This window comes from Microbacterium sp. UBA7513, from assembly GCF_002478345.1.
Classification (GTDB): Bacteria; Actinomycetota; Actinomycetes; order Actinomycetales; family Microbacteriaceae; genus Microbacterium.
In genome coordinates this window covers 24,466-38,075 of sequence record NZ_DLNJ01000020.1, presented here as the reverse complement: position 1 = coordinate 38,075, position 13,610 = coordinate 24,466, and the positions used below count along the sequence as shown (strand labels likewise).

General features: G+C 70.3%; 12 protein-coding genes and 1 tRNA gene. 8 read left to right on the top strand and 5 right to left on the bottom strand.

Features of this window, described 5'->3' with window-relative positions; all coding sequences use genetic code 11:
* Nucleotides 1-24: 24 nt before the first annotated feature.
* Entirely contained in the window at nucleotides 25-645 is a 621-nt protein-coding gene (gene leuD / locus B2W79_RS10710; RefSeq protein ID WP_292789446.1) for a 3-isopropylmalate dehydratase small subunit, read from the bottom strand.
* Nucleotides 646-647: 2 nt separating this feature from the next.
* Nucleotides 648-2,084, bottom strand: coding sequence for a 3-isopropylmalate dehydratase large subunit (gene leuC / locus B2W79_RS10705; protein ID WP_136052180.1), 1,437 nt, complete (start codon nucleotides 2,082-2,084; stop codon nucleotides 648-650).
* Nucleotides 2,085-2,271: 187 nt separating this feature from the next.
* Between leuC and B2W79_RS10700 the strand changes: the two genes are divergently transcribed.
* On the top strand, nucleotides 2,272-3,567 hold the full coding sequence (locus B2W79_RS10700) for an O-acetylhomoserine aminocarboxypropyltransferase/cysteine synthase family protein (RefSeq protein ID WP_292789442.1): 1,296 nt from the start codon (nucleotides 2,272-2,274) through the stop codon (nucleotides 3,565-3,567).
* Nucleotides 3,564-4,877 carry an LLM class flavin-dependent oxidoreductase gene (locus tag B2W79_RS10695; RefSeq protein WP_292789440.1) on the top strand — a complete coding sequence of 438 codons (1,314 nt, stop codon included), beginning with the start codon at nucleotides 3,564-3,566 and terminating at the stop codon, nucleotides 4,875-4,877. Before B2W79_RS10700 ends, B2W79_RS10695 begins: the two co-directional genes overlap by 4 nt.
* 27 nt (nucleotides 4,878-4,904) lie before the next feature.
* Here the strand turns inward: B2W79_RS10695 and B2W79_RS10690 are convergent, their stop codons facing one another.
* Nucleotides 4,905-5,912, bottom strand: a complete 1,008-nt coding sequence (locus B2W79_RS10690; protein ID WP_292789438.1) for a TerC/Alx family metal homeostasis membrane protein — start codon at nucleotides 5,910-5,912, stop codon at nucleotides 4,905-4,907.
* Nucleotides 5,913-6,178: 266 nt separating this feature from the next.
* On the opposite strand from B2W79_RS10690, the gene B2W79_RS10685 reads away from it, so the two are divergent.
* The 4 genes from B2W79_RS10685 (at nucleotide 6,179) to B2W79_RS10670 (ending at nucleotide 9,675) form a co-directional block, all read left to right on the top strand.
* A complete protein-coding gene (locus B2W79_RS10685; RefSeq protein ID WP_292789436.1) occupies nucleotides 6,179-6,736 on the top strand; it encodes an RNA polymerase sigma factor in 558 nt (185 codons plus the stop codon).
* Nucleotides 6,733-7,821, top strand: a complete 1,089-nt coding sequence (locus tag B2W79_RS10680) for a DUF4349 domain-containing protein (RefSeq protein WP_071328493.1) — start codon at nucleotides 6,733-6,735, stop codon at nucleotides 7,819-7,821. Before B2W79_RS10685 ends, B2W79_RS10680 begins: the two co-directional genes overlap by 4 nt.
* A 64-nt stretch (nucleotides 7,822-7,885) precedes the next feature.
* Nucleotides 7,886-8,434, top strand: coding sequence for a helix-turn-helix domain-containing protein (locus B2W79_RS10675; RefSeq protein ID WP_292789433.1), 549 nt, complete (start codon nucleotides 7,886-7,888; stop codon nucleotides 8,432-8,434).
* Nucleotides 8,434-9,675 (top strand): MFS transporter, encoded by a 1,242-nt coding sequence (locus B2W79_RS10670; RefSeq protein WP_292789431.1) that lies wholly within the window; start codon nucleotides 8,434-8,436, stop codon nucleotides 9,673-9,675. Before B2W79_RS10675 ends, B2W79_RS10670 begins: the two co-directional genes overlap by 1 nt.
* Before the next feature lie 61 nt (nucleotides 9,676-9,736).
* Here B2W79_RS10670 and B2W79_RS10665 read toward each other — a convergent pair.
* Nucleotides 9,737-9,809 (bottom strand) — tRNA-Glu (locus B2W79_RS10665).
* A 151-nt stretch (nucleotides 9,810-9,960) separates the two neighbouring features.
* On the opposite strand from B2W79_RS10665, the gene B2W79_RS10660 reads away from it, so the two are divergent.
* Both B2W79_RS10660 and B2W79_RS10655 read left to right on the top strand, forming a co-directional pair.
* Nucleotides 9,961-10,599 (top strand): MBL fold metallo-hydrolase, encoded by a 639-nt coding sequence (locus B2W79_RS10660; RefSeq protein ID WP_292789429.1) that lies wholly within the window; start codon nucleotides 9,961-9,963, stop codon nucleotides 10,597-10,599.
* Nucleotides 10,596-11,126: a GNAT family N-acetyltransferase gene (locus tag B2W79_RS10655; RefSeq protein ID WP_292789427.1), complete on the top strand. Its 531-nt coding sequence runs from the start codon at nucleotides 10,596-10,598 to the stop codon at nucleotides 11,124-11,126. The genes B2W79_RS10660 and B2W79_RS10655 overlap by 4 nt, the downstream gene beginning before the upstream one ends.
* Here B2W79_RS10655 and pepN read toward each other — a convergent pair.
* Entirely contained in the window at nucleotides 11,123-13,606 is a 2,484-nt protein-coding gene (gene pepN, locus B2W79_RS10650) for an aminopeptidase N (RefSeq protein ID WP_292789425.1), read from the bottom strand. The genes B2W79_RS10655 and pepN overlap by 4 nt on opposite strands.
* Nucleotides 13,607-13,610: the final 4 nt, after the last annotated feature.

Sequence of the window (13,610 nt, the reverse complement as noted above, 5' to 3'; positions counted from 1 at the left end):
CCTGGCTCCCCCGCCCCCTCCGTCTCACTGGACGGGGAGGGTCCGCGGCCGCCACGACTCGCGACGGGCCTCGAACTGCGCGATCTTGTCTTCGTTGCGCAGCGTGAGCCCGATGTCATCGAGCCCTTCGAGGAGCCGCCATCTAGTGTAATCGTCGATCCCGATGTCGGCCTGGAAGCCACCCTCCGCGCCCCCGGCGGGGTCGCCGACGGCGGCGGTGCGCGCCTCGAGGTCGACGGTCATCCGCGCACCGGGAACAGCGTCCATGAAGGCCCAGAACCGTTCCAGGTCCGCTTCGGAGATGGTCGCCGCGAGAAGCCCCTGTTTGCCCGCGTTCCCGCGGAAGATGTCGGCGAACCGGGGGCTCAGCACGACCTTGAAGCCGAAGTCGCGAAGGGCCCAGACCGCGTGCTCACGGCTGGAACCGGTGCCGAAGTCGGGGCCGGCGACGAGGATGGACGCTCCCTGGTACGGCGCCTGGTTGAGCACGAAGGCGGGATCCTGACGCCAGCCGTGGAAGAGCGCGTCCTCGAAGCCCGTCTTGGTGACGCGCTTGAGGAACACCGCAGGGATGATCTGGTCGGTGTCGACGTTCGACCGCTTCAGCGGCGCGGCGATGCCCGTGTGGGTGGTGAACTTCTCCATGGTCAGGCCTCCAGATCGCTCGGGCTGGACAGGGTGCCGCGGATGGCGGTCGCCGCCGCGACGAGCGGCGACACGAGGTGGGTGCGGCCGCCCTTGCCCTGGCGCCCTTCGAAGTTGCGGTTCGAGGTGGAGGCGCAGCGCTCCCCCGGGGCGAGCTGATCGGGGTTCATGCCCAGGCACATCGAGCACCCTGCGAAGCGCCACTCCGCCCCGAAGTCCTTGATGACCTGATCCAGGCCCTCGGCCTCGGCCTCCAGTCGCACGCGGGCGGAGCCGGGAACGACCATCACCCGGACGCCGTCTGCCTTCTTCTTGCCCTGGATGATGGAGGCGAAGGCCCGGAGGTCCTCGATGCGGCTGTTCGTGCACGAGCCCATGAACACCGCGTCGACCGGTACCTCTTTCAGGGGCGTTCCCGGCGTCAGGTCCATGTACTCCAGAGCCCGCTCGGCCGCGGCCCGCTCGTTCGGGTCGGCGATCTCCGCCGGGTTCGGCACCGTGGCGGAGAGCGAGCTGCCCTGACCGGGGTTCGTCCCCCACGTCACGAACGGCTCCAGCTCGTCGGCGTCGATGAAGACCTCGGCGTCGAACGTGGCGCCCTCGTCGGTCGGCAGCGTGCGCCAGTAGGCGACGGCGTCGTCCCAGTCCTGGCCCTTCGGCGCGTGCGGACGGCCCTCGAGGTAGGCGAACGTCGTCTCGTCCGGAGCCACCATGCCGGCGCGGGCGCCCGCCTCGATGGACATGTTGCAGATCGTCATGCGGCCCTCCATGGAGAGCGCGCGGATCGCGCTGCCGCGGTACTCGAGCACATAGCCCTGACCGCCGCCGGTGCCGATCTTGGCGATCACGGCGAGGATGATGTCCTTCGCCGTGACGCCGGGACGCAGCGTGCCCTCGACGGTGATGGCCATCGTCTTGAACGGCTTCAGCGGCAGCGTCTGGGTCGCCATGACGTGCTCGACCTCGCTGGTGCCGATGCCGAACGCCATCGCGCCGAACGCACCGTGCGTGGACGTGTGCGAGTCGCCGCAGACCACGGTGATGCCGGGCATGGTCAGGCCGAGCTGCGGGCCGACGACGTGCACGATGCCCTGCTCCGCGTCCCCCAGCGAGTGCAGACGCACGCCGAACTCGGCGGCGTTGCGGCGCAGCGTCTCGATCTGCGTCCGGCTGGTCAGGTCGGCGATGGGCTTGTCGATCTCCCACGTCGGCGTGTTGTGGTCCTCCGTGGCGATGGTCAGGTCGAGCCGGCGGAGCGGGCGCCCCTCGCTGCGGAGGCCGTCGAAGGCCTGCGGGCTGGTGACCTCGTGCACGAGGTGCAGGTCGATGTAGATGAGGTCGGGCTGGCCGTCCTCGCCCTTGACGACGAGGTGGTCATCCCAGACCTTCTCGGCGAGGGTCCTGGGGCGTGCGGAATCCGCACCGGCGGTGGTGGTCATGGCGTGTCTCCTGTGGATGGCGGTTCGGCCCACGATGGACTCCGCGACGAGGAGGGGCTCAGATCGAGGTCTCGCCGCGGCCGCTAAGAAGGAGCACGGTCCGCATGACGTCAGGTTACCACCGCTGGGACACGCCGAGACACGCCGTGACACTCTGTTGCTCACCCGACCGACCGAGAGGCCCCGCATGACCGCCGACACCGCCCGTTTCGCCACCCGCGCCGTGCACGCCGCGAGAGGCCGGGCCGCTGCCGCCTCCCGCGTGACCCCGATCTACCTGACGGCCGGGTTCGAATTCGACGACTTCGATCACGCTGCCGACCACTTCGGCACGGGCACCGGATTCGGGTACACGCGCACCGGGAACCCCACCGTGCATGCGGTGGAGCGGCAGCTCGCGAGTCTGGAATCCGGTGCCGACGCCGTCCTCGTGGCCAGCGGACAGGCCGCGGTGACGACCGCCCTGCTCTCGGTCGTGGGGGCCGGCGACCATATCGTCTCCTCGACCCACATCTACGAGGGCACCCGCGGGCTGTTCCTGGACAACCTCGCCCGCCTCGGCATCGAGACGACGTTCGTGGATGACATCGCGGACCCGGATGCCTGGCGCGACGCCGTGCGCCCGACGACCAGGGCGCTGTTCGCGGAGTCGCTCGCGAATGCGCGGAACGACATCCTCGACATGGCGGCGGTCAGTGCCGTGGCCGACGAGATCGCCGTCCCCCTGATCGTCGACAACACCCTGGCCACCCCGGCCCTCCTCCGGCCGCTGGAGCACGGCGCGGCCATCGTGGTGCACTCCGCGTCGAAGTTCCTCGCGGGCCAGGGCGCGGTGCTCGGCGGCGTGGTGATCGACGACGGCCGGTTCGATGCCGAGCGCGCCGGGCACAATGCCCCGCACCTCGTGCTGCCGGGGCGGGGCGGCGCACCCAGCGTCTTCGCGCGGCACGGCGGCCGCGCCCGCATCGGGTACGCCAGGGAGTCGGTGGCCCCGCGGTTCGGTGCGTCCCCCTCGCCCCTCAACGCGTTCCTCATCGGCCAGGGCACCGAGACGCTCGGCCTGCGTGTGGAGCGCCAGTCGCAGAACGCCCTCGCCGTCGCCCGCTGGCTCGCCGCTCACGACGCCGTGGAGAGCGTGGACTACGTCGGCCTGCCCTCGCATCCTCACCACGAGACCGCGCTGCGCTACCTCGAGGGCGGGTTCGGCTCCATCTTCACCTTCACCCTGCGCGGCGGTCTCTCCGCGGCCCGTCGCTTCGTGGAGGAGGTGTCCGTCTTCACGCACATGACGCACATCGGCGACGTGCGGTCGCTCGTGCTGCATCCCGGCACGACCAGCCACGCGCAGCGCACGGACGAGGAACGTCGGACCCTCGGTGTCGGCCCCGGCACCCTGCGGCTGTCGATCGGCATCGAGGATGTCGACGACCTGATCGGCGACCTCGCGCGGGTGCTCGAGAGCGTCAGGGAGACGGTGGCATGAGCCGCCTGCAGCACTTCGGGTGGTTCCTCGCCCGGGGCTTCGGCCCTCAGGGGTGGGGGTATCCGTCCCTGGACTGGGACTACGACTGGACGCGCCCGGAGGTCTACCAGGAGGCCGCGCGCACCCTGGAGCAGGCCGGTTTCGACCTCGTGATCATCGAGGACAGCCCCTCGCTCGGGTCGGCGGACACCATCGATCTGCGCGTGCGTCATGCGTTCGGCGGCCCGAAGCACGACCCCCTGCTGCTCGCACCGTACCTCTTCCAGGCGACCCGTCATCTCGGGGTGGTGCCCACGGTGAACCCGGCGGCTTCGCTGCCCTACACGTCGGCCCGTCAGTTCGCGACCCTGCAGCATCTCAGCGGACACCGGCTCGGCCTCAACGTGGTCACCGACACCGGCAGCGCCCGGCACTTCTCCGCGGCCCCGCAGCTCGGCCACGACGAGGCGTACGACCGTGCGGAGGAATGGCTCGCCGGCATCCGCGCGCTCTGGCGGAGCTGGGACGACGGTGCACTGGTCGCCGATCCCGTCTCCGGGGTCTACGCGGACGGCACGCGCATGCGTCCGGTGCAGCACCGCGGCGCCCACTACGACTTCGACGGCCCTCTGAACGCCCTGCCCTTCACGGACGGCGAGCCGGCCATCGTCTCCCCCGGCGGCTCCGGACGCGGCCTGGCGTTCGCGGGGGCGAACTCCGACGTCCAGCTGGCGCTCGCCCCCTTGCACGAGAAGGCGGTGCGGGAGTATCGCCAGCGGGTGCACGACGCGGCTCTCGCCCGCGGACGCCGGGCCGAGGACGTCAAGGTCCTCTTCGCCATCCAGCCCGTGATCACGGCGTCCGCCGAGGAGGCCGACCGGATCGTGGCCGCCTCCGCCCACCCGGACGACGCCGCGCTCGCACAGATCGCCCGGAAGCAGTCCAGCGACCTGGAGACCGACCTCACGGCCCTCGATCTGGACAGCCCGCTCGACCCCTCGATCTTCGGAGCCCACGTCTCCCGCGGGAGCATCCAGCGGCTCATCGGGGATCGCGGGGAGGATGCCCCGCTCCGCGCGCACCTGACCGCACTCGCCAGGACCGGGCGCCTGCATGATCGCAGCGGCTTCGTGGGCACCGCGGAGGAGTTCGCCGATCTCGTCGAGGAGCTCGGCGAGTGGGGCAACGACGGCGTGCTCCTCTGGGGTGACTTCCATCCGGTCACCCTGCACCGCACCCTTGATGAGCTGGTGCCGATCCTCCGCCGTCGCGGGCTCCTCCGGCGCGAGTACGCGGACGGCGGCCTGCAGGCCAATCTGCAGGCGTTCTGACCCGCGCCTCGCCGGATCAGTGCCGGATCAGTCCCGGATCGCGGCCGCGCGCTTCTCGGCGCGCTTCTCCCGGGACGACGCGACCAGGCTCGCAATCGTCGCCACGGTCATCGAGACGAGGATCACGGCGAGCGACACCATGTTGTCGATGTCCGGCACCCACTCCACGTGCTCGCCGCCGTTGATGAAGGGGAGCTCATTGACGTGCAGCGCATGCAGGATCAGCTTGATGCCGATGAACCCGAGGATCACGGCGATGCCATAGTGCAGGTAGCGGAGGCGGTCCAGGAGGTCGCCGAGGAGGAAGTAGAGCTGGCGCAGCCCCATGAGCGCGAAGATGTTGGCGGCGAAGACGAGGAAGCCGTTGGTCGTGATCTCGAAGATCGCGGGGATCGAGTCGATCGCGAAGATGAGGTCGGTGACGCCGATCGTGATGAACACGATGATCATCGGCGTCCACATCCGCTTCCCGTCAACGGTCGTGCGGATCTTCGAGCCGTCGTAGGTCTCGCTGATGTCGATCCGGCGGCGGAGCAGCCGGACGATGAAGTTCTCGCGCTTGACGTCGTCCTCGTGCTCGCCTTCCGGCATCGCCTGGCGGATGGCCGTGTAGACGAGGAAGGCGCCGAACAGGTAGAAGATCGGCGAGAAGTTCTCGATGATCGTCACGCCGACGAGGATGAACAGCCCGCGCAGGATCAGCGCGATGATGATGCCGACCATGAGCACCTGCTGCTGGAGGCGTCGCGGCACCGCGAACTGCGCCATGATCAGCACGAAGACGAACAGGTTGTCGACGGAGAGGCTGTACTCCAGCGCCCACCCGGTGATGAAGTCCCCGGCGTTCTGCCATCCGCCCACGTTCCCCAACAGCACCGCGAAGAGCAGCGCGAGGCCCACGTAGAACACGACCCACAGCGTCGACTCCTTGGTGGAGGGGATGTGCGGTCGCAGCCGGATGAGGAGCAGGTCGGCGATCAGGATGATCGTGAGGACGACCATCGACGTGATCTCGAACCAGACAGGGATGTCCACGGGCGCTGTGCACCTTTCGCGAGGGGTCGGGAATGAGTCGAAAGTCTCTCCCCCGCAGATGTGCGGCGCGCGCCCGGAGCAGCGATGTCGGTGCTCGTGATGACGTTACGCGCGGATTCGGGATACTCCCTCTCGCCCGGGCCATGCTACCGGAGGTGGGGGTCGTCGGGACGAGGAAGTCGACATACGACGGCGGATCCGAATCCGTGCTGAGACGATGGGACATCCGCCGACACTCTCCAGGAGAGACACCGAACGGAATCAGGATGCCCGGACAGACGAGTGACCAGCGCTGGGCCGCCCAGGCGGCGACCGGCGATCAGAGCGCCTTCCGCGCCCTGTACCGCGCCCACGTGCGGCCCGTGTACTGGATCGCCCATGGCATCCTCGGCGTCGTCGCCGACGCGGAAGACGTGACGCAGGAGACCTTCGTGGTCGCCTGGCGCAAGCTTCCGGGCCTGGAGCTGCAGGGAGAGTCGATCCTCCCCTGGCTCGCGACGATCTGCCGCTTCCAGGCCGCGAACCGGCTGCGCCAGCGTCGCCGCGACCAGGCGCACACGACGGACGCGGCCGACGACCAGCTCCCCGACGTCGTCAGCGTCGAGGACCAGGTGATCACGGCGGCGCTCGCCGCGAGGATCGCCGCGGAGGTGGGCACCCTGAACGAGCTCGACCGGGAGATCTTCCGGCTGTGCGCGTCCGAGGGCTACGCCTACCAGGCCGCCGCCGACGAGCTCGGTGTGACGCACGCCGTCGTCCGGAACCGTCTCTCACGCGTGCGCACCCAGCTGCGCGGCGCTGTCAAGGAAGTGAGGGACGCATGAACGACCAGACCCCGCAACAGAGCCTCCCGCCCGTGTCCGACGCGACCATCGCACGGATCGAGGAGGCCGTCTTCACCGAGATCCAGGGCGAACGGCCACCTGTCTCGCCGCGCGCAGAGCGCGCCAGGAGACGTCGACGCCGATGGCTCACCGCCGGCGGGATCGCGGCGGCCTTCGTCGTCGGAGTCCTGGTGACGCCGCCAATCCTCGGCGCCGTGGGCGGGGGCGGCTCCTCCGTGTCCACAGCGGACGGAGTCGTGGGCTGGTCGACCGACGAGGCGGGGTCGGCCGTGCCGGACCGCGCTGTCGAGGGGGCGACCCTGCCCGGTGCCGTCGGATCGGACGCGGCAGCATCCGCGGAAGACGGCCGGGAGATCGTCGCTTCGGCCCAGGCGTCGATGCAGGTGAAGGACATCGCCGAGGCCGCCGCCGCCATCGGCGACCTCGCTGTCGAGCACGGCGGCTACGTCGAGAGCACCGAGGTCGGCAAGGCGGTCGCGTCGGATGCTCCCGCCGAGCGGGTCCCCGCCGACTCCGGATACGGCTGGATCACGGTCCGCGTCCCCGCCGACGACCTGACCACGGTGATCGCCGCCCTCGGCGACACCGGGGAGGTGCTCTCGTCCTCCGTCACGAAGCAGGACGTCACCGCCACCGCGATCGATCTCCGCGCCCGCGTGGAGTCGACCCGCGCCTCGGTGCAGCGGCTGACGGAGCTCATGAGCCAGTCGGGCACGGTCGCCGATCTCATCGAGGCCGAGGTCGCGCTCACCGATCGCCAGGCACAGCTCGAGTCGTACGAACAGCAGCTCGCCGCGCTGGAGGACCAGGTGGCCCTGTCGTCTCTCACCGTGGATCTGTCGAGGGCGGACGCACCGGCCGCGGCGGACCCCGCGGGCTTCGGCGACGGGCTGCGAGCCGGATGGAACGGTCTGGTGGTCTCGCTGAACGCCCTGGTGGTCGCGTTCGGCTTCCTCCTCCCCTGGCTCGCGGTGGCCGCTGTCGTCGTGCTGATCGTCTGGCTCGTCCGTCGCGGCCGACGGCGCCGGAAGGCGGCGGCCGTTTCCCTGCGCACGGAGGAGTAGCCCGCCGTTCCGCGGTATACAAGAAGTCTTGTGCGTCTCCGAACCGCTGCATAGCCTTCGGGGCGTGGAAGACATCTCCGTGATCACCGCCGTGCACCATCCGCTGCGACGACGCATCTACGACTACCTCCTGCTGTACGACACCTCGCAGGTGACGGCGATCGCCCGCGCGCTCGAGAGTCAGGTCGGCAGCATCAGCCATCACCTCCGGATGCTCGAGCGTGCCGGCATCGTCGAGCGCGCCGCCGACCCGACCGGCGATCGGCGCACGAGCTGGTGGACGGTCGCCCGGCGCGGCCTGACCTGGTCGGTGGAGGACTTCGCCGATTCCCCCGGCGATGCACTCCTCGCCCGGGAGGCGCAGCGGCAGGGCATCCGCATGCAGATCGACCGTCTGCAGCGCTGGCACCGCCGCCGAGGCGACCCCGCCGTCGCGGACTACGACGCCTCCAACACGGAGACCACCGCGTGGGCGACCCCGGAGGAACTGCGGGACCTCTCCACGCGCGTGCTGCGCGTGGTGCGGGAGTGGCAGACCTCGATCGACGAAGGCGACGGCCAGGCGCGCACGCCGGTGTTCTTCTTCGCCCACGCGTTCCCCACGGAGCCGTGATGACCGCGCTCACCCCGCCCGTCGAGCTCTCCCCTCCCCCTCCGTTCCGGCGTGACCGGATGGTGCACGCGTGGATCGGCGTCAAGGCTCTGTCCGACGCCGGCGACGCCGTGTGGACGATCGCGTTGGCGTGGACGGCCGTGCAGATCGCCTCCCCCGCCATCGCCGGACTCATCGTCGCCGCCGGCACGATTCCGCGCGCCATGGTCCTGCTCTTCGGCGGAGTCATCGCGGATCGTGCCGACGCCCGCCGGGTGATGATCGTCTGCAACGCGGTGCGTGTGGGCGTGCTCGTCGCCGCTGCCGTGTGGACGGTCTCGCATGCGCCCACCGTGCCCGTCCTGCTCGCCGCCGCTGTGGCGTTCGGGGTGTGCGACGCGTTCTACGAACCCTCGGCCGGCACCATCGGGCGACAGCTGGTGCGCACCGACGACCTCCCCTCCTACGCGGCTGTCATCCAGACCGCGTCCCGCCTCGGCACGATGGGCGGTGCCGCGCTGGGCGGCCTGCTCGTCGCCCAGGCCGGTCTCGCGGGGAGCGCGTCGGCGAACGCGGTGACCTTCGCCCTGGTCGTCGGGTTCCTGGCGATCGCCCTGCGCCCGCGGTTCCGGCTCGCCCGGGCCCCGCGCACGTCGTCCCTGCGCGCGATCGGCGCGGCGTTCGCCCACCTCGGCGCGAACCCCACGACGCGCACGCTCGTCATCGCCCTCTCCGGGCTCAACCTCGCGGTCGGGCCGGCCGTCGGCATCGGCCTCGCCCTGCGGGCGCACGCCGAAGGCTGGGGAGCTCCCGCGGTCGGCCTGTTCGAGGGCCTCCTCGGCCTCGGTGCCGCCGTGGGCGCGGCCGCGGTCGCGAGATGGCGGCCGCGCCACGAGGCGCGGAGCGGATTCGGCGCTCTCCTCGTGCAGGGAGCGGGCATCGTCGCGCTCGGGTTCGGCCCCGTCTGGACGGTGGCCGTCGCCGCGGCTGTGGTCGGTGCCACCGCGGGATACGCCTCCGTGTTGCTGAGCGCGACGTTCGCCGCGACGGTGGACACCGCGTTCCTCGGTCGGATGGGCTCCCTCACCCGGCTCGGCGACGACTGCCTGATGCCGCTCGCGATGGCGGGCTTCGGCGCACTCGCCTCCCTCACCGCCGTCTGGGTGCCGTTCGTCGTGGCCGGTGGCGCGATGATGGCGCTCATGCTCGTGCCGCTCCGGGCTCGCGCGTTCCGTACGCTGTCGCTGCGCGCGGACGACTGACGCGCACGCTCCGGAACGACGAAAGCCCCCCGGAGAACCGGAGGGCTTTCGTCGTGTTGTGTGACCCCAGCGGGATTCGAACCCGCGTTACCGCCGTGAGAGGGCGGCGTACTAGGCCGCTATACGATGGGGCCGTCTTGCGGAACTTTTCCGTTCCGCGACAACCGTTCAAGTATGCCACGGCGATTCTCACTGCGCCAAATCGAGGCCGGTCCACCCGTGATCCCGGGCGTGGCGCGCCGATTTCTGTTTGCCGCAGGCTCCGGGAAGGAGTTGACTCGACTCATGCGCGTCACCAAGTTCGAACATGCCACCCTTCGTCTGGACCAGAACGACGACACCCTCCTGATCGATCCGGGCTCCTTCACCGCCCCGCTGCACGATCTCAGCGGACTGGTCGCCATCGTGCTCACGCACGAGCACCCCGATCACTGGACGCCGGAGCACCTCGACCGGATTCTGCGCGCGGCCCCTGGGACCCCGATCTTCGGGCCGGAGGGCGTGGCGAAAGCTGCGCAGGGCTATGAGGTCACCGTCGTCTCCCCCGGCGAGACCGTGGAGGTCGGCGCCTTCACCCTGCGCTTCTTCGGCGGCACGCACGCGGTGATCCACTCGTCGATCCCGACGATCGACAACGTGGGCGTGCTCGTCAACGACACGTTCTACTACCCCGGTGACTCCTATGCGGTGCCCGAGGGCGTCGAGGTCGGCACCCTCGCCGCGCCGCTCGGAGCCCCGTGGCTCAAGATCGGGGAGGCCATCGACTACGTGCTCGCCGTGAAGCCCCGCCGGGCGTTCGGCACGCACGACATGACCCTGTCCGTGATCGGCAAGAACATGCACCGCCAGCGACTGCAGTGGGCGACCGAGCAGGGCGGCGGCGAGTTCCTCGTGCTCGAACCCGGCGACACCGTGGATCTGTGACCCCACCGCGACGCCTCCTGCCCGCCCCGACGCCGCGGCTCGCCTTCCGAGAGATGACCGCCGACGACCTCGACAAGATGGCGGCGCTCCTCGGGGATCCGGAGGTCATGGCCCACTACCCGGCACCGAAGTCGCGAACGGAGGCCGCCGAGTGGATCGCGCGCATGCAGCAGCGCTACCGCGAGGACGGCCACGGTCTCTGGATCATCGAGACGCATGACGGGGAGTTCCTCGGCGACTGCGGTCTCACCTGGCAGTCGGTAAACGGCTCCCCCGTGCTCGAAGTCGGTTATCACGTCCGCACCGACCGCCAGCGACGCGGCTATGCGACCGAAGCGGCGCGCGCCTGCGTCGACCTTGTCGCCCAGACGTTCGCGCCGATACTCCTCACCGCCATCATCCACCCCGAGAACCAGGCGTCACGAGGGGTCGCGGAGAAGCTCGGCATGACCCACATCGCCGACGACCATGCGCATCCGTGGATCGTGCGGACGGTGATGGGCATGGCTGTGGAGGCCGCGACCTAGCCCTGAGCGCCCCGCACCCGCAGGTCACGCGCGAGGTGGTCTCGCTGCTCGATGAGGAGTCGTCGCAGCGCCGCCGGGGCCTCGGGGCTGGCCGACAGCCAGGCATCGACCAGGTCCAGCGAAGACCGCGCGGGGAACAGACCGATCACCAGTCGACGAGCGATCTCGATGCTCCGCTCCGTCCACGCGGCTCCGATCCGATCGAAGTACTCCTCGTCGAAGGACTCGATGAGGTCGCGGCGGCCGCCGGCGCGGAAGCCCCCGATCTCGGCATCGAGGTGGTCGTTGGTGAGCGACCGGTCGTCCCACGCGGCCGTCCAGGCGGCCGCGCGCGCCGCCGCGTCGGGGACGGAGGCGCGGGCGCGGCGCGCCGCAGTGCGTCCGTCCCCGGTGTCGTCCCGCTGCTCCTCCGCCGCGACGTCCGCGAGGTCGGCGTGACCCGTCGTGACGAGGGCTGTGAGCAGCTGCCACCGGAGATCGGGATCGACGACGAGCCCTTCCGGCACGTCGCCGTCGAGCAGGGTGCGGATCTCGGCGTGGCGGACGTCGTCGAAAGCCGAAGCCGCCGCCAGAGCGCGCGCCCAGGAGAGCTGGGCGTCGCTGCCGGCCTCCGCCTGCTGCAGCGCCGACCACGTGGCCTCGGTCCAGGCGCGCTGCTCCGCATCGCGTCGGTCGTCGCGGACGAAATGCCGCAGCGCGAAAGCAGCGTCGAGGAGCGCCGCGGCCAGCAGACCGCCGTTCGACTCCCGCGGGGCGTGCGCCCGCACGATCGCGACGAAGCGGACCGCGTCGAGCTCGCCGTCGCGGGTGGCGTTCCAGAGCGACGACCACACGAGCGCACGGGCGAGCGGGTCCTCGATGTCGGACAACGACTCCTCGACGGTGCGGAGGGACCGCTCGTCGAGGCGCGCCTTCGCATAGGTGAGGTCGTCGTCGTTGAGTAGCACGAGATCGGCCTCGGGGAGGTCGACGTCCGCGCGCTCCCCGATCAGGTCCAGCTCCCGCTGCTCCCGCCGCACGATGCGGCCGTCCACGCGGTCATACAGCCCGATCCGCAGGCGGTGCGGACGCACATCGTCCTGCACGAGGTGGTGTCCTCCGTCCGCGTCGGTCTCCGTCCAGATCGTCGAGACGCCCGTCGTCTGCAGCCAGGCGGCGGCCCAGTCGGTCATGTCCCGGCCGGACACCGCGCTGAGCTCGACGAGGAAGTCGTCGAGGGTGGTGTTGCCGAACGCGTTGGCGGCGAAGTACCGCCGGGCGCCTTCGAAGAACGCCTCGTCGCCCACGAAAGCGACGAGCTGCTTCAGCACCGAGGCGCCCTTGGCGTAGGTGATGCCGTCGAAGTTCAGCTTCGCGGCCTCAAGATCGGGGATGTCGGCGACGATGGGGTGGGTCGTGGGGAGCTGATCCTGCTGATAAGCCCAGGCCTTGCGACGCATGGCGAACGTCACCCACGCATCGTGGAAGCGGGTGGCCACCGCCGAGGCGTGCGAGCCCATGTAATCGGCGAACGACTCCTTGAGCCAGAGGTCGTCCCACCATGTCATCGTGACGAGGTCGCCGAACCACATGTGCGCCATCTCGTGGAGGATCGTGTTGGCCCGGCCCGCCCGCTGCGCCTCGGTGGCCGCACCGCGCGAGAGATAGCCCTCCGTGAAGGTGACCAGACCGGGGTTCTCCATCGCGCCGAGGTTGTACTCGGGGACGAAGATCTGGTCGTACTTGCCCCACGGGTAGGGATAGGCGAAGGCGTCGGTGAAGAAGTCGAGCCCCTGTCGAGCGACCTCCAGGATCTCGTCGGCCTCGAGGTGGTCGACGAGCGAGCGGCGGACGAACACCCCGAGGGCCACCCGCTGCTCGTCTCTGGTCCACTCCCCGTCGACGCGGGCATAGGGACCGGCCGCGACCGCGGTGATGTAACTGGAGATCGGCAGCGTGGGGGCGAACTGCACCCGTTGCACGCCGACGCCGAGGTCGACGTGTGCCGGCGACTGGTTCGAGAGCACCTCCCACCCGGACGGTGCGTCGACGACGAAGGTGTACTCCGCCTTCATGTCCGGCTGCTCGAAGCAGGCCATCACCCGACGGGAGTCCGCGGGCTCGTACTGGGTGTACAGGTAGGTGCGGTCGTCAGCCGGGTCGTGGAACCGATGCAGGCCCTCCCCCGACCGGCTGTACGCACCGACCGCCTCGACCAGGACCACGTTCGAGGCCGCGAGGCCGTCGATCGCGAGGTGCGCCCCGTCATAGACGACGGCCCGCTCCTCGCCGTTCACCTCGACGCGGACGACCTCCTCGCCGATGAAGTCCAGCCACGTGCTCTGGACGGTCGCATCGAACTCCAGGACCGTCGTGGTCGGGAAGCCCGTGCGCGCCCGCTCCGGGGCTCCGGTCAGGTCCAGCTCGACGCGGATGCGGTGCAGGGTGATCGCGGCGGATCGCGCCGCGGTCTCCTCGCGGGTCAGGTTCGCGGTGTGCATCCCC

Bases quoted from the DNA above. Each gene is read 5' to 3' on its own strand.
- leuD (WP_292789446.1), bottom strand. From the start codon at position 645: ATGGAGAAGTTCACCACCCACACGGGCATCGCCGCGCCGCTGAAGCGG.
- leuC (WP_136052180.1), bottom strand. From the start codon at position 2,084: ATGACCACCACCGCCGGTGCGGATTCCGCACGCCCCAGGACCCTCGCC.
- B2W79_RS10700 (WP_292789442.1), top strand. From the start codon at position 2,272: ATGACCGCCGACACCGCCCGTTTCGCCACCCGCGCCGTGCACGCCGCG.
- B2W79_RS10695 (WP_292789440.1), top strand. From the start codon at position 3,564: ATGAGCCGCCTGCAGCACTTCGGGTGGTTCCTCGCCCGGGGCTTCGGC.
- B2W79_RS10685 (WP_292789436.1), top strand. From the start codon at position 6,179: ATGCCCGGACAGACGAGTGACCAGCGCTGGGCCGCCCAGGCGGCGACC.
- B2W79_RS10680 (WP_071328493.1), top strand. From the start codon at position 6,733: ATGAACGACCAGACCCCGCAACAGAGCCTCCCGCCCGTGTCCGACGCG.
- B2W79_RS10670 (WP_292789431.1), top strand. From the start codon at position 8,434: ATGACCGCGCTCACCCCGCCCGTCGAGCTCTCCCCTCCCCCTCCGTTC.
- B2W79_RS10660 (WP_292789429.1), top strand. From the start codon at position 9,961: ATGCGCGTCACCAAGTTCGAACATGCCACCCTTCGTCTGGACCAGAAC.
- pepN (WP_292789425.1), bottom strand. From the start codon at position 13,606: ATGCACACCGCGAACCTGACCCGCGAGGAGACCGCGGCGCGATCCGCC.